Annotated in this window: 18 protein-coding genes and 1 other RNA gene; 17 read left to right on the top strand and 2 right to left on the bottom strand. The window is 48.4% G+C overall.

The features are described from left to right. A partial coding sequence (locus ACR0QE_RS10255; protein WP_432628260.1) for a hypothetical protein occupies window positions 1-318 on the bottom strand: 318 nt, incomplete at its 3' end. A 108-nt stretch (window positions 319-426) separates the two neighbouring features. Here ACR0QE_RS10255 and tnpA point away from each other — a divergent pair. The 3 genes from tnpA to ACR0QE_RS10240 all read left to right on the top strand — a co-directional run bounded on the left by tnpA (window position 427) and on the right by ACR0QE_RS10240 (window position 2,124). Beyond that, window positions 427-843 (top strand): IS200/IS605 family transposase, encoded by a 417-nt coding sequence (tnpA, locus tag ACR0QE_RS10250; RefSeq protein ID WP_432628259.1) that lies wholly within the window; start codon window positions 427-429, stop codon window positions 841-843. Between the two features lie 234 nt (window positions 844-1,077). Continuing rightward, window positions 1,078-1,518, top strand: a complete 441-nt coding sequence (locus tag ACR0QE_RS10245; RefSeq protein WP_432628258.1) for a MarR family winged helix-turn-helix transcriptional regulator — start codon at window positions 1,078-1,080, stop codon at window positions 1,516-1,518. 18 nt (window positions 1,519-1,536) lie between these two features. Beyond that, window positions 1,537-2,124, top strand: a complete 588-nt coding sequence (locus ACR0QE_RS10240; RefSeq protein WP_432628257.1) for a hypothetical protein — start codon at window positions 1,537-1,539, stop codon at window positions 2,122-2,124. A 78-nt stretch (window positions 2,125-2,202) separates the two neighbouring features. Here ACR0QE_RS10240 and ACR0QE_RS10235 read toward each other — a convergent pair whose 3' ends face one another. Beyond that, window positions 2,203-4,035, bottom strand: coding sequence for a DUF885 domain-containing protein (locus tag ACR0QE_RS10235; protein WP_432628256.1), 1,833 nt, complete (start codon window positions 4,033-4,035; stop codon window positions 2,203-2,205). A gap of 207 nt (window positions 4,036-4,242) precedes the next feature. Here ACR0QE_RS10235 and metG point away from each other — a divergent pair, with 207 nt between their 5' ends. The 14 genes from metG (at window position 4,243) to ACR0QE_RS10165 (ending at window position 20,422) form a co-directional block, all read left to right on the top strand. After that, window positions 4,243-6,228, top strand: coding sequence for a methionine--tRNA ligase (gene metG, locus ACR0QE_RS10230; protein ID WP_432628255.1), 1,986 nt, complete (start codon window positions 4,243-4,245; stop codon window positions 6,226-6,228). Then, window positions 6,229-6,963, top strand: coding sequence for a TraX family protein (locus ACR0QE_RS10225; RefSeq protein ID WP_432628254.1), 735 nt, complete (start codon window positions 6,229-6,231; stop codon window positions 6,961-6,963). It abuts the gene before it with no gap. A gap of 176 nt (window positions 6,964-7,139) precedes the next feature. After that, window positions 7,140-7,910: a TatD family hydrolase gene (locus tag ACR0QE_RS10220; protein WP_432628253.1), complete on the top strand. Its 771-nt coding sequence runs from the start codon at window positions 7,140-7,142 to the stop codon at window positions 7,908-7,910. Window positions 7,911-8,119: 209 nt separating this feature from the next. Further along, entirely contained in the window at window positions 8,120-8,989 is an 870-nt protein-coding gene (rsmA, locus tag ACR0QE_RS10215) for a 16S rRNA (adenine(1518)-N(6)/adenine(1519)-N(6))-dimethyltransferase RsmA (protein WP_432628252.1), read from the top strand. 117 nt (window positions 8,990-9,106) lie between these two features. After that, window positions 9,107-10,720 (top strand): DUF6128 domain-containing protein, encoded by a 1,614-nt coding sequence (locus ACR0QE_RS10210; protein WP_432628251.1) that lies wholly within the window; start codon window positions 9,107-9,109, stop codon window positions 10,718-10,720. Between the two features lie 92 nt (window positions 10,721-10,812). Then, a complete protein-coding gene (tadA, locus tag ACR0QE_RS10205) occupies window positions 10,813-11,421 on the top strand; it encodes a tRNA adenosine(34) deaminase TadA (protein WP_432628250.1) in 609 nt (202 codons plus the stop codon). Between the two features lie 166 nt (window positions 11,422-11,587). After that, an RNA gene (gene ffs / locus ACR0QE_RS10200) (signal recognition particle sRNA large type) lies at window positions 11,588-11,849 on the top strand. A gap of 342 nt (window positions 11,850-12,191) precedes the next feature. Beyond that, a complete protein-coding gene (locus ACR0QE_RS10195) occupies window positions 12,192-13,268 on the top strand; it encodes a 6-phosphofructokinase (RefSeq protein WP_432628249.1) in 1,077 nt (358 codons plus the stop codon). A 15-nt stretch (window positions 13,269-13,283) separates the two neighbouring features. Then, window positions 13,284-14,978: a DNA polymerase III subunit gamma/tau gene (gene dnaX / locus ACR0QE_RS10190; RefSeq protein ID WP_432628248.1), complete on the top strand. Its 1,695-nt coding sequence runs from the start codon at window positions 13,284-13,286 to the stop codon at window positions 14,976-14,978. Window positions 14,979-15,042: 64 nt separating this feature from the next. Then, complete coding sequence (locus ACR0QE_RS10185) at window positions 15,043-15,396, top strand: YbaB/EbfC family nucleoid-associated protein (protein WP_432628247.1); 354 nt, start codon at window positions 15,043-15,045, stop codon at window positions 15,394-15,396. Window position 15,397: 1 nt separating this feature from the next. After that, the gene (recR, locus tag ACR0QE_RS10180) at window positions 15,398-15,994 is read left to right on the top strand and encodes a recombination mediator RecR (RefSeq protein ID WP_432628246.1); all 597 of its coding nucleotides are present in this window, start codon (window positions 15,398-15,400) and stop codon (window positions 15,992-15,994) included. A gap of 132 nt (window positions 15,995-16,126) precedes the next feature. Further along, window positions 16,127-18,628 (top strand): hypothetical protein, encoded by a 2,502-nt coding sequence (locus ACR0QE_RS10175; protein WP_432628245.1) that lies wholly within the window; start codon window positions 16,127-16,129, stop codon window positions 18,626-18,628. Window positions 18,629-18,782: 154 nt separating this feature from the next. Continuing rightward, on the top strand, window positions 18,783-19,625 hold the full coding sequence (locus tag ACR0QE_RS10170; RefSeq protein WP_432628244.1) for a Cof-type HAD-IIB family hydrolase: 843 nt from the start codon (window positions 18,783-18,785) through the stop codon (window positions 19,623-19,625). A gap of 77 nt (window positions 19,626-19,702) precedes the next feature. Next, complete coding sequence (locus ACR0QE_RS10165) at window positions 19,703-20,422, top strand: CvpA family protein (protein ID WP_432628243.1); 720 nt, start codon at window positions 19,703-19,705, stop codon at window positions 20,420-20,422. Window positions 20,423-20,989: the final 567 nt, after the last annotated feature.

Raw genomic sequence — 20,989 nt, 5'->3', positions numbered from 1 at the left:
CCCTTTTGCATAATAATCTGGATTTTTTGTATATTTCATGACAGAATCCAAAAAGGAATAGCCAAGAAAATGATTTTCTTTTGTCGGAGCAGGAACTGGACGCTTCATTTGTGAAATGGCATCAAGAATTTCCTGCATAACTTCCTGTTCATTGGCGGACCAATCTGTGGCAGGTTTGGAGACTGCCGTTAATACCTGACGTTGGCGGAAACGAATGGCATTACTTAAATGATTCGCAAGACGCGTTACCGTTTCCGCATAGTCAAATAAGGGATGATTTTGAGTGATACAAATACTTCTTGTTCGCATATATCCCATATCGGTTGCCTCCTTCCTTTCTGAATAAAAATACATTGTAATCATTTTGTATTACATGATATAATTATATCATATTACGTGGTCAGTTGCAATGGGAAAGGAGAACGTATGTTTTTAAAACAAGATGGCTATTATGTGAACAGACATAGTTGCTTTTTGTTGCAATATCATTTGGTTTTAGTCACGAAATATCGGCATCCTGTAATTCGCGGACAGTTGGAAACAGCTCTTAGAAATTACACGGAAACTTATTTTAAGGATCGTGATCTTCCAATTCAGGTTTTTGAATGTATGCCAGATCACATTCATATTTTGTTTGATGCAAAGCCAAATTTAAATCTTGCAGAATTTGTAAATGCATTTAAATCCGCATCTTCTCGAAATATCAGGAAGCAATTTGCAGAAGAACTGAAACTTTATTATTGGAAACCATATTTTTGGAGTTTAAGCTATTTTATTGGGACTGTCAGTGACCGAACGAGTACTGCGGTAAAAGAATATATCAATAATCAAAAAAATAAATGATTTAAAATATTTTAAGATCATTACGCATTCACCCACGTCTGATCCGGTTGGTCAGGCGTGGTACTCTGCGATTTTGATAGATGACGAGATAGGCGACGCGGATGAAAGAGATCTGTTTCACAAAAAAATCACAGAGATGTAAGGATTTTATAATGATCTGGCAGTTGTCGAAAAAAATAAAATCATGTATAATCAGAAAGAAGCTCTAGTCTTCATGGATAGCGAGGGAAAATTGTGGATACTTATGCAACTCTGAATGATGCGCTGGTGAATCTGTTCCGGGACGTGATGGACCTGGAAGAAAAAGCGATTATCACGCAGGAATACAAAGATATTACCAACAACGATATGCATGTCATTCAGGCGATCGGACTGGATGAACCCAAAAATATGTCAACGATAGCGAGAGAGCTGTCGGTGACTGTCGGAACGTTGACAATCGCGATGAACAGCCTTGTGAAAAAGGGGTATGTGAATCGGCAGCGCGGAACGGAGGACCGGAGAGTGGTCTACATCTCTCTGTCGGAAAAAGGAAGAAATGCCTACCGGCACCATGAAGAATTCCATCGTCAGATGATAGACGCCATTCTGGAAGATCTGACGCAGGAAGAAACGGAGAGTCTGGTAAAAGCAATGGCAAAGCTGAACCGATGGTTCCGCGGCCAGCAGAAGTAAAAAGGAGGCATTTTCAAAATGAAAAGAGCAATCATGTGTTTCATCGGAGCCATGATGGTTTTCTCGTTAGCAGCATGTACACCGACGACAGAAAAGAATAAGACAGGCGAGGTAAAGCAGACAGAGGCGGCACAGGCACCGACTTCCAAACAGGGACCGGGGGTTGTGACGGACAAGAATCCGGATATGGACGCTCCGCAGCTGGAGGTTGTCTCCATCTACGCACCGGCAGAGGACGGAAACAAGCTGAATGTGAAGATGGAGTCAGTGGAGACTCTCGATGCACAGTCTCTTGTGGATCTGCTGATCCAGTATAAAGTTCTTGAGGACGGAACAAAGGCTGTTTCTTACAAGACAGAGGGAAGCGTTGCGAGCGAGGAAGTCGGACCGGGAATTGCAAAACCGCAGCCGGGCATGCCGACCGAGGCACCTGCCCAGCAGGATGAGTACGGCACTCTGGAACTGAGCCAGTTCCCGTCTGATGCAAAGGATCAGGTGATTCAGGCGGTTGTCAATACCTTTACAGAGAATCTCAATGTTCAGTATCTGACGATCACAGTCGGAGATAAGACGATTGCAGATAAGCAGGGATTCAGCGACAAATAAAAAAGAAAAATAAAAAGAGAGCGGATATCGAGGCAACTTGGATATCTGCTCTCTTTTTGTCTGTCTTCAGCACTTTTTTTAGAATTTCTGGCTGCTTAACCATGCTGAAAAACGCGGCTGGATCACGTCAAACGGGGCGTTTCCAAGGTCGAGAAGGAAACGATGAAAGTTCATCAGGGAGAAGCGCTCTCCAAGCTGTTTTTCGGCAGTTTTTTTCATCTGATCAAATTCGAGAAATCCGACGTAGTAGGAGAGGGCGTTTGCCGGATTGTCGACAAGAGTCTCGAACAGGGCGGAGGCGACTTCCTCCGGTTTTTCGTAATAATCGGACAGATACTCCTCAATCTGGGGAATCTCCCAGCCATACGCATTTACGTAGAGATCAAGGCAGGCCTGAATGCCGAGGGAGGCGCTTGCGTTTGCCGCGAGAAGTCTGCCAAGATCCGGATCAAGTCCGTTGTCGAGTGTGTAGGCATACTGCTCCACATAGGTTGCCCAGCCCTCTGTATAACCCGGAAACGAGAGAATTTTCCGCAGGGAAGACTCATTCTGGGAGTGAAAATAGACCGTCTGGTACAGGTGACCCGGATAGCCTTCGTGGGCAATCAGGGAGTAGAGCGGCTGGGAGGCATAGCGGTCGCTGTGATTGATGTAAATTACATTGTTTTCAATGTCATCGATCGCGGAAGTCAGGTAAAAGGCCGGGCTTAAGGAGAGCTCTAAGGCTTTTGGGACTTCCCGGATTGTGTAGCTGCATTCCGGGAGCGCGGGAAAATCCGGGAAGGTCTGTTCTTTGATCTCCTCCATGATGGCGGAGGCATCTTTTTGGCGGAATTCCGGATTTAAAAAGGCATCCTGAAGCTCCGGCCGTCTCTTTAAGATTTCCGAACTCTCAAGCAGATCATCGCGGATATTTCCCTCAATTGCGGACAAGAGATCCGAGAGAGAAGAGTAGGAGGTTCCGGTCGCGGAAAAGACCTGGTACTCATAATATTTTTTTCCGTTTGGATATCCGCACTGGCCTTTCTCATTTTTGCCGCTTCCCTTGAGTGCTGTGAGTCCGTCGATCAGATTCTGGTAGGCGGGAACAAATTCACTCTCGAGTAGAACGGCATTCTGCTGACGCAGCGAATTTCGTTCCTCCTCACTCAGATCCGCAAGAGCGCTTAAACGGCTGTTAAACGAGGCGATCATAAAGTTGTTTCCCGGAACGAGAAGATAGCCCTCACAGGAGGCGATGACGCGCTCGAGGGAGGAATCACTCATCATCAGTCCGGCCTCCGCCTTCTGCTGCTCAAACTCGAGAATCTGTCCGTAGTAATCTTTGAGTCCGCCGAGAAGTTCAAAATAATCGTCGACATCCTGACGCGAGTAAAATGGGTACTCGCAGAGGAGAACGGGCAGCTGCGCCTGGATGCCGATTGTCGGAGCGAGAGGCTGGGCGTAGAGTTCAAGCCCGTTGCTCTTTTCTTCCGTCCGCAGAAAACTCTGGAGGATCTGGAGTGTGAGTTTTTGTTCGTCCGTCAGGAGCGATGGGGAGAACGAGGAGAGCGTCTCTTTGAGCTTTTCCCGGTCCGTGCGGTTCTGCTTGAATTCTTCGAGGGAAACCGGCGTGTAGAGACTTGCGGTGGTGCTGATGCCGGCACTTTCCGGGTCTTTTAAGAGAAAGTGCAGATCAAGTCTGGAGCGGGATGCTTCCTGCCGGAAAACCTGTTCTTCGATCTCGGAAAAACGCCTTTGCTCGATAAGCTTTTTTTCGTCGTACTGTTCGTAAGTTTCTTTTGAATTTTGTGATGAGGAGCGCGGATCTTCTGCGGGCCTGGAAATCTGAGGCATACAGCCGGTCAGACAGATGACAGTCAGAAGAAGCGCACACACCCGATAAAAAATTGATTTTTGTGACTGCTTCATAAAATCCCTCCGTATTCGTTATAGTGTATTCGCAATGTCATTTTCCATTCCTTTGTGTTTGGGGATGATTTTCCAGAACGTATTATAAGCGCAGCATATGAGATCTGGCAAGTAACGCGTTGCCAAAGCACCATTTTCTTGAGTTTTGTCCGGGATTGTGATATAGTTTGAGTACTTTAGTTTATATATTTTGGAGGAAAATGGCTCATGTGTCAGAATCAGGATTGTAATTGCAAGAAACCATATTATATCACAACTGCCATCGCCTACACATCCGGTAAGCCTCATATCGGCAATACCTATGAGATTGTGCTGGCGGACAGCATTGCCCGTTATAAGAGGGCTCAGGGCTACGACGTACGGTTCCAGACCGGTACGGACGAGCACGGTCAGAAAATCGAACTGAAAGCGGAAGCAGAGGGCATCACGCCGAAGGAGTTCGTGGACAAGGTGGCAGGACAGATCAAGACAATCTGGGATCTGATGAATACCTCCTACGATAAATTTATCCGCACAACGGATGAAGATCACGAGAAGCAGGTACAGAAGATTTTCAAGAAACTCTATGATCAGGGTGACATTTACAAGGGCTATTACGAGGGTATGTACTGTACGCCGTGTGAGTCCTTCTGGACCCCGTCCCAGCTTGTGGACGGAAAGTGCCCGGACTGCGGACGAGAGGTACAGCCGGCAAAGGAAGAGGCATACTTCTTCAAGATGAGCAAGTATGCAGACCGTCTGATCGCTTACATCAACGAGCATCCGGAGTTCATTCAGCCGGTATCGAGAAAGAATGAAATGATGAACAACTTCCTGCTTCCGGGTCTTCAGGATCTGTGCGTATCCCGTACTTCCTTTACCTGGGGCATTCCGGTATCATTTGATCCGAAGCATGTCACCTATGTATGGCTGGATGCACTGACCAACTACATCACCGGACTCGGCTATGACTGCGATGGTGAGAGCGGTGACCTGTTCAAGAAATATTGGCCGGCAGATCTTCATCTGATCGGAAAGGATATCATCCGCTTCCATACGATTTACTGGCCGATTTTCCTGATGGCTCTCGACCTTCCGCTTCCGAAGCAGGTATTCGGTCATCCGTGGCTGCTTCAGGGCGATGGCAAGATGAGTAAGTCCAAGGGAAATGTTCTCTACGCAGATACGCTCGTAGACTTCTTTGGTGTGGACGCTGTCCGCTACTTTGTTCTGCACGAGATGCCGTTTGAGAACGACGGTGTGATCTCTTGGGAGCTGATGGTGGAGCGCATGAATTCCGACCTTGCAAACATTCTCGGAAACCTTGTGAACCGCACGATCTCCATGACGAACAAGTACTTCGGCGGAGAGGTCAGAAACGGTGGTGTCAGCGAGGCAGTCGATGAGGATCTCAAGAACGTCGTTCTCGAGTCTGTGAAGAAGACCGATGCAAAGATGAATGAGCTGCGTGTCGCAGATGCGATCACTGAGATCTTCAATATCTTCCGCCGCTGCAACAAGTATATCGATGAGACGATGCCGTGGTCCCTTGCAAAGGATGAGGAGAAGAAAGACCGTCTGGCAACCGTTCTCTATAACCTGACCGAGGCAATCACGATCGGTGCTTCCCTGCTCGAGTCCTTCATGCCGGAGACTTCCGAGAAGATTTTGGGTCAGCTTCATGCCAAGAAGCGCGAGCTGGCTGATATGAACCAGTTTGGCCTGTATCCGTCTGGTGAGCATGTGACCGATAAGCCGGAGATCCTGTTTGCCCGCATGGATCTCAAGGAAGTGATGGAGAAGGTTGAGGCAATGCAGGCAGCTGCAAAGGCAGAAGCAGAGCCGGAGAAGACGGACGACGAGCCGGTGATCGACATTGAGGCAAAGCCGGAGATTTCTTACGATGATTTTGCAAAGCTGCAGTTCCAGGTCGGCGAGATCATCAAGTGTGAGGCCGTTCCGAAATCAAAGAAACTGCTGTGCTCCCAGGTCAAGATCGGAAGTCAGGTAAAGCAGATTGTCAGCGGAATCAAGGCTCACTATTCACCGGAAGAGATGGTGGGAAAGAAAGTCATGGTTGTCGTGAACTTAAAGCCTGCAAAACTCGCAGGTGTGCTCTCTGAGGGTATGCTTCTGTGTGCAGAGGATGCAGATGGAAATCTGTCTCTGATGGTTCCGGAGAAGAAGATGCCGGCAGGAGCGGAGATCTGCTAAATGGCTGCGCAAAACAGGCAAAATACAGTTTCTTTCAGCGGAAATGCGCTGAAATGGATTGCGATGGTCACGATGTTCATCGACCACAGCGCAGTCGTGCTGATTGAGAACCGTTTTCTCGGCGGACAGACAGCGGCGATGGATTATGCGCTTGCGCTCTCGCAGCCGGGACCGTGGTGGAAACTGGATATGGTGATGCGTCTGATCGGGCGCATTGCCTTTCCGATCTTCTGTTTTCTTCTGGTCGAGGGATTTGTCCATACGAGAAGCGTCAAAGATTATGCGATGCGTCTTGCTATTCTCGCCTGCGTCTCGGAGATTCCGTTTGACCTGGCGATTTTTGGAGTCCCATTTTACTGGGATTACCAGAATGTCGCATTTACCCTGTTAATCGGACTCGGCGCGATGACGGCGTGGAAAAAGTTTGAGGGAAAAGCTGTTTTTCAGGTGCTCTCGGCAGCGGGCTTCTGTCTGGCAGCGATGATTGTCGACTGTGATTACGGGGCATTCGGAGTCTTTCTGATCGTGCTTTTGTATGCACTCAGAGAGAACCGGCGCTGGCAGGCAATTTTTGGAGCACTTTCTGTTCTCTGGGAGAATTCTGCACCGCTTGCCTTTATCCTGATCTATTTTTATAATGGGCAGCGGGGAAAATCACACGGAAAATATCTGTTCTATGCGTTTTATCCGCTTCATCTTTTGATTCTTGCGGGAATTGCGAAGATAATCGGATAAGCAGATGATCCGGTGATCCGGTGGAAAAGAATCCGGTAGAATCATAAAAAATAAAGACAGAGAGTAGAAATGGAGCTGCGAATGCTCTGGCTTGGAACGAACGGAACGTATCATTCTGAGTCAGGGCATTTTGTTTTTCTTTTTTTAAAATAAATGTTTGAAGGAGAATGATGATGATGATTTTTGATACACATGCACACTATGATGATGAGGCATTTGATGCAGACAGAGAGGAACTTCTTCGCAGTCTTCCGGAACACGGAATCGAGGCGGTTGTCAATGTCGGAGCGAGCATCCAGACGACGAAGAATACGCTGGAATTAATCAAAAAATATCCGTTTGTCTACGGGGCGGTCGGTGTTCATCCGAATGAGACCGGGGAGCTGAATGATCACCTGATTGACTGGCTCAGACACGTTGCGAGAGAGCCGAAGGTCGTCGCAATCGGAGAGATCGGACTGGATTACCACTGGGAGGAGCCGGAACCGGAGATTCAGAAGCACTGGTTTGTGCGCCAGCTTGAGGTTGCAAGAGAGACAGCTCTTCCGGTGATTATTCACAGCCGTGATGCTGCAAAAGATACGATGGATCTGATGAAGGCAGAGAAAGCGGGGGAGATCGGCGGTGTGATTCACTGTTACTCATACAGCCTCGAGCAGGCGAAAGAATATTTGAATATGGGATTTTATCTGGGAATCGGTGGAGTCCTGACATTCAACAATGCCAAAAAACTCAAAGAAGTTGTGGAGTATATGCCGCTCGAGCGGATTGTGCTTGAGACAGATTGTCCGTACCTCTCACCGGTTCCAAACCGCGGAAAGAGAAATTCCTCGCTGAACCTGCCGTATGTCGTCGCAGAGATCAGCCGGATTAAGCAGATTCCGGAGGAAAAAGTGATTGAAGCAACGAACCGGAATGCGAAGAAGATGTATCGCATAAATCTCTAAAGGGGAATTCCTCTTTCTTGCGTTCGCAGATAAAAGCTGATACAATGAGTACGCGTTTATCATGTGTTTTAGAAAAAAGAAACTGTGAGAAAAGAACGATAAAAAATTGGATCACCCTGAGTGGGTAAAAAGGAAAATCGAAATAAAAATCTCAAGATGAAAATGTGAGACAAAACAAATAAGTGAAGGAAAAGGAGTAGAGACTGCCAATGGGAGAAAAACTTGGAAATCCGAAGAATACGATAGAGGTGATACAGAAATATGGATTTGCATTTCAGAAGAAGTTCGGACAGAATTTTCTGATTGATCCGCATGTGCTGGATAAGATCATCTCGGCAGCAGGAGTGACAAAGGACGATATGGTTCTGGAGATCGGACCGGGAATCGGAACAATGACCCAGTATCTGGCGGAGGCAGCGGGACGCGTGGTTGCAGTCGAGATCGACAACAACCTGATCCCGATTCTTCAGGAGACCTTGAAGGATTATGAAAATGTGACCGTGATCCACAATGATATTCTGAAAGTGGATATCGCAGAGCTTGCAGAAAAGTACAACGGCGGACGTCCGATCAAGGTTGTCGCAAACCTGCCGTACTACATCACGACACCGATCATCATGGGACTGTTTGAGAGTCATGTGCCGATCGACAATATCACCGTCATGGTGCAGAAGGAAGTTGCGGACAGAATGCAGGAGGGACCGGGATCGAAAAACTACGGTGCACTCTCCCTTGCGGTTCAGTACTATGCAGAGCCGTACATTGTGGCAAATGTTCCGCCGAACTGCTTTATTCCGCGCCCGAGTGTGGGATCCGCAGTGATCCGCCTGACCAGACATAAGGAGGCACCGGTTCAGACGAAGGATGAGCAGCTGATGTTCCGCCTGATTCGCGCATCGTTCAACCAGCGCAGAAAGACGTTGCAGAACGGTTTAAATAATGCTTCTGATCTGCATTTTACGAAGGAACAGATCGCAAAGGCGATTGAGACAATGGGACTTTCTCCATCCGTCCGCGGCGAGACACTGACGCTTGAGCAGTTTGCAAGACTGACAGATCTTCTCGTGGATGCACAGTAAGTCCGTGTGAGTGGCAGGTCTTTTTGCGTGTCAAGTGAGAAAGAATAAAAAGAAATAAAAAGACATAAAGACATAAATCAGAGATGTCCCTCATATACTGGATACAGGGGTGAGGGCATGTCTCATTATCGAAGACTTATTTCATACATATATGCATATGAGGGCAGTGTAAAAGGAAAAAATATCGGATATGCAAAGATTGAGATCCGCGGTGGACAGTGCCGGATTCAGGCAAATGTCAAACACATTTATGTGGGCGGAGGGGAGATTGGTGTGTATCTTTTAACCCCGGGAGAGGAACTGCTTCTGGGGAGAATTTTTATCCGGAATGGAGTTGGGGAGTATCACACGCAGGTGGATCCTGATAACATCGACGGGAGTGGATGTCGGATCGACCAGTGCTACGGACTCACGATTCACGATGTGGAAAATGCATGGCAGTGCTGGACGACGATCTGGGAAGATGCCGTTGCACAGACGGCAGAGATTGAACTTGCGAATGTGACGGCGGAAAACCAGAGAAAGATCGACGCAGAGACGGGGGCGCAGGTGGATCCGGAAGAAAACGCAAAGATGGATCAAAAGATAGATCCAGAGATGGATGCAGAGCAGACGAAACTGGAAAAACTGGATGCAGGGCAGCAGGGGGTGGAGCCAGAGGAATCCGGTCAGTCAGATGACGATTTTTCGGAGGAGACTGAGGATGTGCGGGAATGTCCCGGGAACACGCAGAAGGATCAAGAGGACGCCGAAGGACAGGGAGAAATCAAAATCTCTGAGGAAAGCGAACAAAAAACGGAACTTCCGATTTCCGGGGAGATTGAGAGAGAACTCGAAGCTGAGGAGGCACGTCGGGAAGAAGCTGCACCTTGGGTGGAGGAATCGAGAAATTTAAAAGTTTTAGAAGGTTCCGGTGAGTTCGAAGCTTCTGGTGAGGCATCAGAGAAACCAGAAAAGTTAGAGAAAGAAAATTTGCCGGCAGAAAACGCTCAGTCAGATTCTGAAAAGATGGTTTCCGGACAGGCAGACACAGTCACCCGTCTGGTGGCGGGGATCCGCACGGCAATCTCTGGAAATGGCCTGGAAGAAAAGCTCAGAGAAATGTGGAATGAGACGAAAAAGAACGTTCCGCAGAAGAGTGGCGGGACAAAAAATTGCGGCAATGATAAGAGTGATAATAATATCAAGAATACCGGGAATTACGAGACTGACGAGAATTATGAGAATACCGGGAATGACGGAAATTCCGAGAAAAAGTGTGAGGAGAAAAAAGCGGAGAGAACTGGTGTGGAGACAGAGCCGTTTCCAGAATTGGAAAACACCGCTTTTTTGAGAGAGCTTGACCGTCTTGAGCGCGAAAACAACGGGGCAGACCGTCTGTGGCAGCAGCTTCAGCGCAGGTATGTCCGCGTGCTTGCATTTGACTATGAGAAAGGCTGCGAGATCCTCTCAATCCGCCCACAGGACATCGGACTTCTGCCGCGCGAGATCTGGCATTACGGAAACAACAGTTTCCTTCTCCACGGGTATTACAATTATCGCCATCTGATCCTTGCGAGAATGAATAATCCGCAGGGGCCGTACCGGTATCTCCTCGGAGTTCCGGGGCATTATTTCAGCAATGAAAAATATTTAGCATCGATGTTTGGATTTCCGCATTTTGTGCTTGCGAGAAAGCAGCCGGATCAGGATGGGCGCTTCGGATACTGGTACACGGAGATTCGTCTGTGATTCAGAGTGGACACACTCATCTTTCATGGGCGGGAAGTTCACAAGATTTTGCAGAGACATTGGGTTGAAAAAAACAAAAAGGAATGCACAGAATGGCTACGGAAGAGAAACAGAAAAGAATTCTGACAGAGGAAGAGAAGCGGGCAGAGAGAGAAAAAGGAGAGGCGACCAGACAGCGGCGCTGGGAGCAGAGACAGGAAAAAAAGCGTCAGGAACAGCTGCGCGAAATGCAGCTTTTAGAAGAGCAGAGAGCGGCGGATGAGGGATTTATGAGAGAGGCCGTGCGTCAGGCGAAAAAAGCGGGGGCGCTCGGCGATGTGCCGATTGGCTGTGTGATTGTAAAAGACGGAAAAATCATTTCCCGCGGATACAACCGCAGAAATGCGGATAAGACGGTTCTCTCCCACGCGGAAGTCACGGCAATCCGGCGGGCATGCGCGAAACTCGGCGACTGGCGGCTCGAAGACTGCACGCTCTATGTCACGTTAGAGCCGTGTCCGATGTGTGCGGGTGCGATTGTGCAGGCGAGAATTCCGACCGTTGTGATCGGAAGCAGAAATCCAAAAGCAGGATGTGCAGGATCTGTGATGGATCTCTTTCACCAGAAAGGACTGAATCATCAGGTTGATCTGAGAGAGGGAATTCTGGGGGAGACGTGTTCTGTCCTCCTGAAGAATTTCTTTTTGGGATTGAGAAAGTAGGAGTTTGTCTGTTATAATGTTTGTCTGAATCCTGTATATCAAAAACCTGTTTTTTCTTGACAAAATTAAGGGGGAACGGTATACTAAGAAAACAGCGTTCATCCAATCAGATGATCGCGAGACAAGACAACGTTACACGTTATTCTATAATTACGTTATAAAGTTTCCGCGCAGCCGGGGAGATAGCGGTGCCCTGTATTTGCAATCCGCTCCAGCAGAGGTGATATCCCGCCTCGGATATGGACTTGCAGGGCTGCCCCTGGTAAGCGGCGTTGACGTTTGGGTCTTGCGCAACAGAACCTCATGAACCGTGTCAGGGCAGGAATGCAGCAGCACTAAGTGGGACCTTCTGTGTGCCGCAAGGGAGCCTGGGCCGAGCTGGCTGCCAGGGTAACGCCTGTGAGCCTTATACAAAGCGGGATGCGCGGATTTAATTATATTTAAAGCTAAAAATGCAAAATCAGAGAGGAATCTGACAGATCGAAAGGATCGTCGGGTTCTTTTTTTATATGATAGGAAATTGCGTCCTATCATGCAAAAAATAATGGCAGCGATTTGTTCAAGAAAACGTAAGAAACGGAAACAATAATTGATGGACAAACGGGAATTTGTTGGAGTATAATATCAAAATGGGTGGAGTTTCGCCCATTTTAAAAAGAATCAAAAAGAATTAAACGTTAAAAGAATCAAATATCGGCCGGAAGCGGCCGAAGGGGAACAGGTAGGACAGAGAACATTCAAAGAGAGCAAAGAGAAAGGATGTGTCTTCCATGAGAGTAGGAATGCTGACAAGCGGCGGAGACTGCCAGAGCCTGAATGCAACCATGCGCGGCGTGGCGAAGGCTTTGTACAAGATGTATGAAGATGTGGAAATTGTAGGTTTTGAGGATGGCTACAAGGGTCTAATGTATGCAGATTACAAGATCATGAAACCATCTGATTTTTCAGGAATTCTGACAAAGGGAGGCACGATTCTCGGAACGTCCAGACAGCCGTTTAAGCTCATGCGGACTCCGGATGAGAATGGCCTGGACAAGGTGGAAGCGATGAAGCACACCTACCGCAAGCTGAAACTGGAATGTCTTGTGGTTCTGGGAGGAAATGGAAGCCAGAAGACTGCCAATCTTTTGAGAGAGGAAGGACTTAACATTGTTTCTCTGCCAAAGACGATTGACAATGACCTCTGGGGAACCGATATTACATTCGGTTTTCAGAGTGCGATCAACGTGGCGACGAACGCAATCGACTGCATTCACACCACAGCTGCCTCGCATGGACGAGTATTTATCGTCGAGGTTATGGGACATAAAGTAGGATGGCTGACTCTGTATGCGGGAATTGCCGGCGGTGCAGATATCATTCTTTTGCCGGAAATTCCATATGATATCAATGTGGTTATCAGTGCGCTGAGAGAGAGATCCCGCCAGGGCAAGCGTTTTTCGATTCTTGCTGTTGCCGAGGGCGCAATCTCGAAAGAGGATGCCGGACTGACAAAGAAAGAATTGAAAGAAAAGAAAAAGAGCGGACTGGTTTATCCGTCTGTTGCTTATGAGCTTGGTGCAAAGATTACCGAGATGACTGGTCAGGAAGTCCGCGTGACGGTTCCGGGCCATATGCAGAGAGGTGGAGAACCGAGTCCTTATGACCGCGTGCTCTCGACCCGTCTCGGAGCGGCGGCAGCAAAGCTCATTCAGAATAAAAAATATGGCTTCATGGTAGCTGTGAAGAACAACGAGATCACAGAGATTCCGTTGGAGGAAGTTGCCGGACGCTTAAAGACCGTCGATCCGAACTGTTCCATGATTCAGGAAGCAAAGATGGTGGGAATCAGCTTCGGAGACGAATAGAATTGAGGGAACATTATGTCATACACCGCACTTTACCGCAAATGGCGTCCTGTCCGCTTTGATGATGTCTGTGGACAGGATCACATTGTTCAGACACTGCAAAATCAGATTATCAGCCAGAGAATCGGTCATGCCTATCTGTTCTGTGGAACAAGGGGAACCGGAAAGACATCGATCGCAAAGATTTTTTCGAGAGCTGTCAACTGTGAGCATCCGGTCAATGGAAGTCCCTGCAATGAATGTGAAACCTGCAAAAGCATTCTCAGCGGAAGTTCCATGAATGTGGTGGAGATCGATGCGGCATCAAACAATGGTGTGGAAAATATCCGTGAAATCCGCGAGCAGGTTCAATATCCGCCTACTGAGGGAAAATACCGGGTCTATATCATTGATGAGGTGCATATGCTTTCTGTCGGAGCATTCAATGCACTTCTTAAAACACTTGAGGAGCCGCCGTCATACGTGATTTTTATTCTGGCGACGACGGAGGTGCACAAGATTCCGATTACCGTGCTCTCGAGATGTCAGCGATATGATTTTAAGCGAATCACGATTGACACGATTGCGGGGCGTCTGCGAGAACTTGTGGACGCGGAGAAAATCGAGGTCGAGGAGAAGGCATTGCGTTATATCGCAAAGGCGGCAGACGGTTCGATGCGAGATGCGCTGAGCCTTCTCGATCAGTGTGTGGCATTCCACTATGGCACACTGCTGACTTACGACAATGTACTCGATGTGCTCGGAGCCGTGGATACCGCGGTGTTCAGTGAACTTTTGCGTGCTGTGATCGCAAAGGACACGACTGCGTGCATGAAGCAGCTCGAGGAGATGGTGATTCAGGGACGCGAACTCGGACAGTTCGTGATTGACTTCATCTGGTACCTGCGAAACCTGTTGATCTTAAAGACGACGGACGATGCGGAGAGCATGCTCGAGATGTCTGAGGAGAACTTGAACCAGCTCCGGGAAGAGGCGCAGATGATTGAGGGGGAGACCCTGATGCGCTACATCCGCATTTTCTCGGAGTTATCCGGTCAGCTTCGCTATGCAAGTCAGAAGCGTGTGCTGATTGAGATTGCGCTGATTAAGCTGACAAAGCCTCAGATGGAGCAGAATCTCGATTCCATCCTGCAGCGTCTGGATGAGCTGGAAGAACGTCTCGACGAGGCGCCGGTGATGTCACCGGATCTGATGCAGCAGATGAGCGCCCAGATGACATCACAGATGGGGACTCAGGGAGCAGCAGATCTGGCAGGGTTGCCTGGTTCGGCTTCCGTGGAAGCTGCCGGTGCAGATTCGCCAGCCGCTTTTTCGATGAGTGGTCAGGGAGCAGCGCTCCAAGCTTCGGTGCCGCCTGCCCAGGTGGCGATCCCCAAGGCACAGCTCGAGGATTTGAACCTGATCCGACAGGAGTGGGGAAAAATCATCCGGGAACTCGGAGGAGCGATCCGGCCGAGCTTTCGCGACACGATTCTTGAGCCGAGCGGGGACAGCTGTCTGTGCATCGTCTTTTCAATCCGGGATAATTACGAGATCGGAAGCAGGCCGACGATTCTCGGTGAGCTTGAGAAGCACGTAAAAGAGCGGTATGGAAAAGATATTTATTTCAAGACCCGTCTGAGAGATGAGGGCGAGCGCCTGAACACGATTTACGTCAGCGACGAGGAACTGAAAGAGGCGATCCACATGGAGATCCAGGTGGAAGATTAGAAGCAAGAAAATAAAAGAGAAAAAAGAAAAAGAAAAATAAAAAGAGAAAGAGAAGGAAAGACACATGGCAAAACGTGGTGGATTCCCGGGTGGAATGCCGGGCAATATGAACAATCTGATGAAGCAGGCACAGAGAATGCAGAGACAGATGGAGGAGACGACAAAGGAGCTTGAGGAGAAGGAGTATTCCGCATCCGCAGGCGGCGGTGCAGTGACCGTGACCGTTTCCGGAAAGAAGGAAGTGCTCTCCGTTGCACTCTCTGAGGAAGTCGTAGACCCGGATGACATTGAGATGCTTCAGGATCTCATTGTAGCAGCGACAAATGAGGCAATGCGCAAGGCAGATGAGGAGTCTCAGGCAGCCATGTCGAAGCTGACCGGCGGACTCGGCAGTCTGGGCGGAGGATTCCCGTTCTAATATGGATTATTACAGCAGTCAGATTACACGACTAATGGAAGAACTTTCAAAGCTGCCGGGTGTGGGAAATAAATCCGCCCAGCGGCTTGCTTTTCATATCATCAATATGCCGCAGGAGCAGGTGGACAGCCTGGCCTCGGCAATCACAGAGGCGAAAGCCAATATTCGATACTGCAAAGAATGCTGGACGCTGACAGATCAGGAACTTTGTCCGATCTGCAGCAGTGACCGAAGAGATCATAAGACGATTATGGTGGTGGAAAATACCAGAGATCTTGCTGCATATGAGAAAACCGGAAAATATGACGGCGTCTATCATGTGCTGCACGGGGCGATTTCCCCGATGCTGGGAATCGGACCGAATGATATCAAGTTAAAAGAACTGATGCAGCGTCTTCAGGGGGATGTGAAGGAAGTGATCATTGCGACCAATTCCAGCCTTGAGGGTGAGACAACGGCAATGTATATCAGCAAACTGGTGAAGCCGACCGGAATCCGTGTGACGCGGATTGCGAGCGGAGTGCCGGTTGGCGGGGATCTGGAATATATAGATGAGGTGACCCTTTCAAGGGCGCTGGAGGGCCGCATTCCGCTTTGATGAGCGAAAGCATAGAAAAACATAAGCGTACAAAGCATACAGAATACAAAATGTAAAGATATACAAAATGTAAGTGTATAGGTGTACAGGCGTGAGAGCGCAAAATGGAAATGCGGATGAGGAGTGCATAAGATGGATAAGTATGAGTTTAACATAAAAATAGAGCAGATGAGAAAGCTAGTCAATCGCGGAGATTATGAGACGGCAATGAAGATTGCAGACACGATCGACTGGAAAAAGGTTCGCAATGCCAATTTGCTTTCTATGGTTGCGACGATTTATGAGAAAAACGGAGAGTATCAGGATTCCAAGGATATTCTTCTTCTGGCATTTGAGCGTGCCCCGATCGGAAAGCGTCTGCTGTATAAACTGACCGATCTGGCGCTGAAAGAGGGAAATATCAAAGAGGCCGAGGATTATTACCGGGAATTCTGTGATCTGGCAGGGGATGATCCGCGCCAGCAGCTGCTGCGCTATAAGATTCTGAAACAGATGGATGCACCGTTGGAACAGCAGATCCATTCTCTTGAGAGCTATACGACAGAGGAGCTCGATGAGAAGTGGCTGTATGAGCTTGCAGAACTCTATCAGAAAGCAGGAAATGCAGAGCGCTGTGTTGCCACCTGTGATAAGATCATGCTGATGTTCGGTCTGGGCAAATATGTGGACAAGGCGATGGATCTGAAAGTTCAGTATGCACCGCTCAACAAGTATCAGATGGATCTTGTGGAAAACCGCGACAAGTATGAGGAGAAACTGCGCGCAGTAGAGCAGTCCTTTGCTTCCGGTGATGGAATGGCGTCTCTGGAGATGGAAAATGATGTCGATGAGATGGACGATTCTGATTTTGTTCCGGATGAGCAGTTTGAGGAGACGTCTGAGACGGTGAAAGACGGCGCAGGCACTGCCGCATCTCAGGAAAAGGCAGCCAGTACGTCTGAAAAACCGTCAGAGAAGACTGAAGAAAAGACTGTAGAAAAACCGGCGCAGAGTGCAGAGCCGGCCGTGCAGGCGCAGCCAGTACAGCCGGTACAACCAGAGACCGTGCAGACAGAGGCAGTGCAGGCGAAATCCGTTCAGGAACAGCCAGCTGTTTTAGCAGGTTCAGAGGCTTCCAGAAAGGCGGAGACTTCCGGTAAGGAGGTGTCTGAGGCTTCAGAGCCGGCGGTTTTGGAGAGCGAGGCAGAGCCGGAGACGGCACACAGAGTAACTGCTCCGACTGTGCCGGTCGAGATTCCGGATGAGATCCCGCTTCCGAAGCCGGATGTGCCTTACGAGAAAGAGAATATTGCAGTGGCAGTGAAGCAAGCAGAGGTTGAGCAGAGTCTGGCAAGAGAGATGTCACGGTTGAAAGATCTTCCGGTACAGGAGGATTCTGATCTCGGAAAGACCAGAGTACTCAGCGAGATTCGCCGTGCTCCATCTCCGGTACCGGCAGCATCGTCTGTTTCTGTATCCCAGACACAGGCGTTTGCAGCGACTGAGCGGGCAGCAGAAAAGGCAGCGGAGAAGACGGCAGAGAAGGCCGCAGAAGAAACCGAAGCTGATATGGTTGTGGAAGATCTTGATGATGAGGATGAGGCAGAGCCGACGGTCAAGAATTATCTGATGATTGAGGCGCGCACTCCGGAGAAGGGACTGGAACTGGCAGTCAGAACACTCAAAGAGATTCACAGAGTGAGCGGAAGAAAGAATCCGGTGGCAAAGATTACCGGTTCCCGCCTGAATAAGAGAGGAGTTCTTGCGAGCGCTTCCAAGTTAGCAGGAAAGGATCTCATTGTCGAGGAGGCGGGAGATCTGACGTCTGCAATGCTCAAAGAGCTTGATCAGATGATTGAGCATGATACAACGGGAATGAGAATTTTCCTGATTGACAATCCGAAGCAGATGGAGACGATGAATCGCCAGAATCCGTTTCTTGCAGCGCGTTTTGAGCGCATCTTTTGTGAGCACAAGGAAGAGGAGAGTCTGCATACGGTTTCCGGAACATCAGCAGTGCGCCCGGCAGAGAAAGCTGAGAAAGTGATCTCTGAGGCAGCGCAGATGACGGAGGTTTATCCGGAGAAGACTGTGAAGACGGAGATTGAGCTTCCGCCGAGAGGAAACAGAAGTGCAGAGGGAAGAAGCACAGGATCTGATTATTACGAGGATGGAAGAAGATATGCAGAAGCCCAGAAGGCGGCAGCTTCCGTAAAACTTACCAAGAAGGAAGAGCCGAGAAAAACGCCGGAATTCCAGGAGGAAGAGGAAGAAGAACGTCCGGTGAGACAGGTTGTGCCGGTAACGGATGGCGCAATGCGGGCTCCGGATCCGGAACCGGAATATGAGCAGGAAGATTATCCGGAAGACGACGACACAGAGATGGATATCGATGAATTTGCACAGTACTGCTGCAAATATGCATCCGAGATTGACTGCAGCATCACCGGAAAGAGTATGCTGGCGCTGTATGAGAGAATTGAGATCATGGAAGAAGACGGAATTGCACTGACAAAGACGGCAGCGGAAGACCTGATTGAGGAAGCAGCAGACCGTGCAGAGAAGCCTTCTATGGGAAATCGTCTCAAGGGTCTGTTTTCATCCAAGTATGACAAGGATGGTTTGCTGATTCTGAAGGAAGAGCACTTTATTTAATTTTAATGACAGAAATGTCAGAAATGCCGGGAATACCTGAAATATCTGAAATACCTGGGATGCTATATATAAGGCTATCTGTAAGGGGGTTACCTGACCGCAGTGGTGTACGGTCAGGTAACGCAGGTAAGGGTTTGCCGGGATTTGTATGCGTATGAAAGGAAAAGAGATGGAAATCAAGCTGATTGCGCTGGATCTGGACGGAACTCTTTTGGACAGCCAAAAGAAATTGTCGGATCGGAATAGAGCGGTTCTTGAGGAGTGTGTGCGCCGGGGAATCTATGTGGTTCCGTGTACCGGACGAATTTGGGGAGGAGTCCCTGAATTTATCCGGGAATTCCCGGGAATTCGATATGCAATCACGACGAACGGAGCAGTCGTGGAAGATGTTCAGGAACATAAAATTATCGATGAGCGAAAACTGACCTGCAAGCAGGCACTCGAGATTCTGGAGCTGGCACATCAGTTCCACACAATGTATGATGCCTATGTCGATGGACAGGCATTTGCAGAGGAGCGTTTCATGAGAGATCTGGATTCCTTTGGAATTCCGGCAACTCTTCAGGGAATGATTCGTGCTACCAGACAGATTGTGCCGGATGTTGCGGAGAAAGTGCGCCAGTTGAATCTTCCGGCAGAGAAGCTGAACTATTTCTTCGGAGATTCCGAGGAGAGACTTCGCGCGAAAAAGGCGCTTGAGGCGAGGGGAGATGTGGTGATCAGCTCGTCGTTCAGGCTGAATTTGGAAATCAATGCACTTGGAGCAACAAAAGGCAATGCGATCTGGCGTCTTGCCGATTATCTCGGGCTGAAACCGGAGCAGACGATGGGATTTGGCGATGGTGGAAATGATCTGACGATGATGAAGATGGCAGGAGTCGGCGTTGCGATGGGAAATGCGGAAGAAGAGATTAAGGAGGCATCCAACTATGTGACTGCATCGAATGATGAGGATGGAGTCGCATGGACGATTGAGAAGCTGGTATTGAAGAAATAAAACAGAGTGGAAAAACCAGTGTAACCAGTGGTGAAAATGTAACTAGGTAACTAGCGTTGAGAAGCGAGGTCTGATGGATGAAAGAAATCTTGGATCATTGGCTTTTCTGGGCAACAGCGGTTTTCTTGCTTGGAATGATTCTGTACGGTCATTATCGCGGCTTGATTCATAAGGTGCTTACGGTGACTTCGCTTGTGGTCGGAATGATTTCCGCCCGCATTGCAGTTCCGTATGTGACAGGGCTTTTGAGAACACACACAAATCTCTATTCCGTTATCGGAAAAGCACTGCTCAAGGTGGCTGGAGGATCAGGCATGGAGCTTGGCAATCTGCTTCCGGCACAACAGCGGGAGATAATTGGACAGCTTCATCTTCCTGCCCAGATGAAAGAAGCACTTCTGGCAAACAACAATTATGAAATCTACCGGCTGCTTGGGGTGGATGCGTTTTGGGGATACTTAGAGCGCTCTCTTTCAAGCATGACACTGAATCTGATTGTGTCTGTGCTGGTCTTTCTTTTCGCGTTCGTTCTTTTACAGGTTATCGGTACCTGTCTGAATCTGGTTTCGAGATTGCCGATTATCTCGGGAGTTAATCAGCTGGCAGGTGCGGCTGCCGGAGGGATAGAAGGCCTCTTTATCGTGTGGGTGGCGGCACTTTTTATCCGGGCGTGCTCTTCTGCTGCGTGGATACAGCCGGTGCTGGGACAAATCCAGGGGAGTATCTGCCTGACGTTTCTCTATGAGCATAATCTGTTTGACTGGCTGATTATGAGTATTTTGAATTGTCTGGCATGATGGTAATGGTGTAATGATAGGGGTGTCATGGTAGGATAGAGGCATTTTTTTATTTCATAGGATGTTGCAGGGGTTTTGGGGATTTTATGATTTTATATGATTCCAGAGATAAAATAAAATCTGCTCGATTACCCGTGTGCCGTAACCCTGTATCCTATGAAATAAAAAAAGTGAAAAAGACTGCTTGACATGGATGAAAATGCATGGTATAGTATATACCACTGCGAGAGCAGTGCAAGACAGCAAAAAAGATAGAATAAAAAAGTTGTTGACAAATTGAAAACAACATGATATACTACCAAAGTTGCTGTTGAGCAATACAAAAAGGTGAAGCGAAATGCTTCGAAAACTTTTTGAAAAAAGTGCTTGACAAACTCAAACAGCTCTGATATAATGAATGAGTTGCTGAGGAGAATAAAGCAACAGACTGAACCTTGAAAATGAAAGATTGAACAGTGTTTAAAACCCTGAAAATTCTTATAAAAAAGAGTCTTTTGGTAAAGACATCTTTGAATTGAGAAATTCAGAACAAAAACAAACCAAACAACAGTAGAACGGTTTAATTAT

This window comes from Brotaphodocola sp. (genome assembly GCF_050873065.1).
In the GTDB taxonomy this organism is placed as follows: Bacteria; Bacillota; Clostridia; order Lachnospirales; family Lachnospiraceae; genus Brotaphodocola.
Note: the sequence above shows the minus strand (reverse complement) of the source record. Positions and strands in the feature narration are given on the sequence as shown.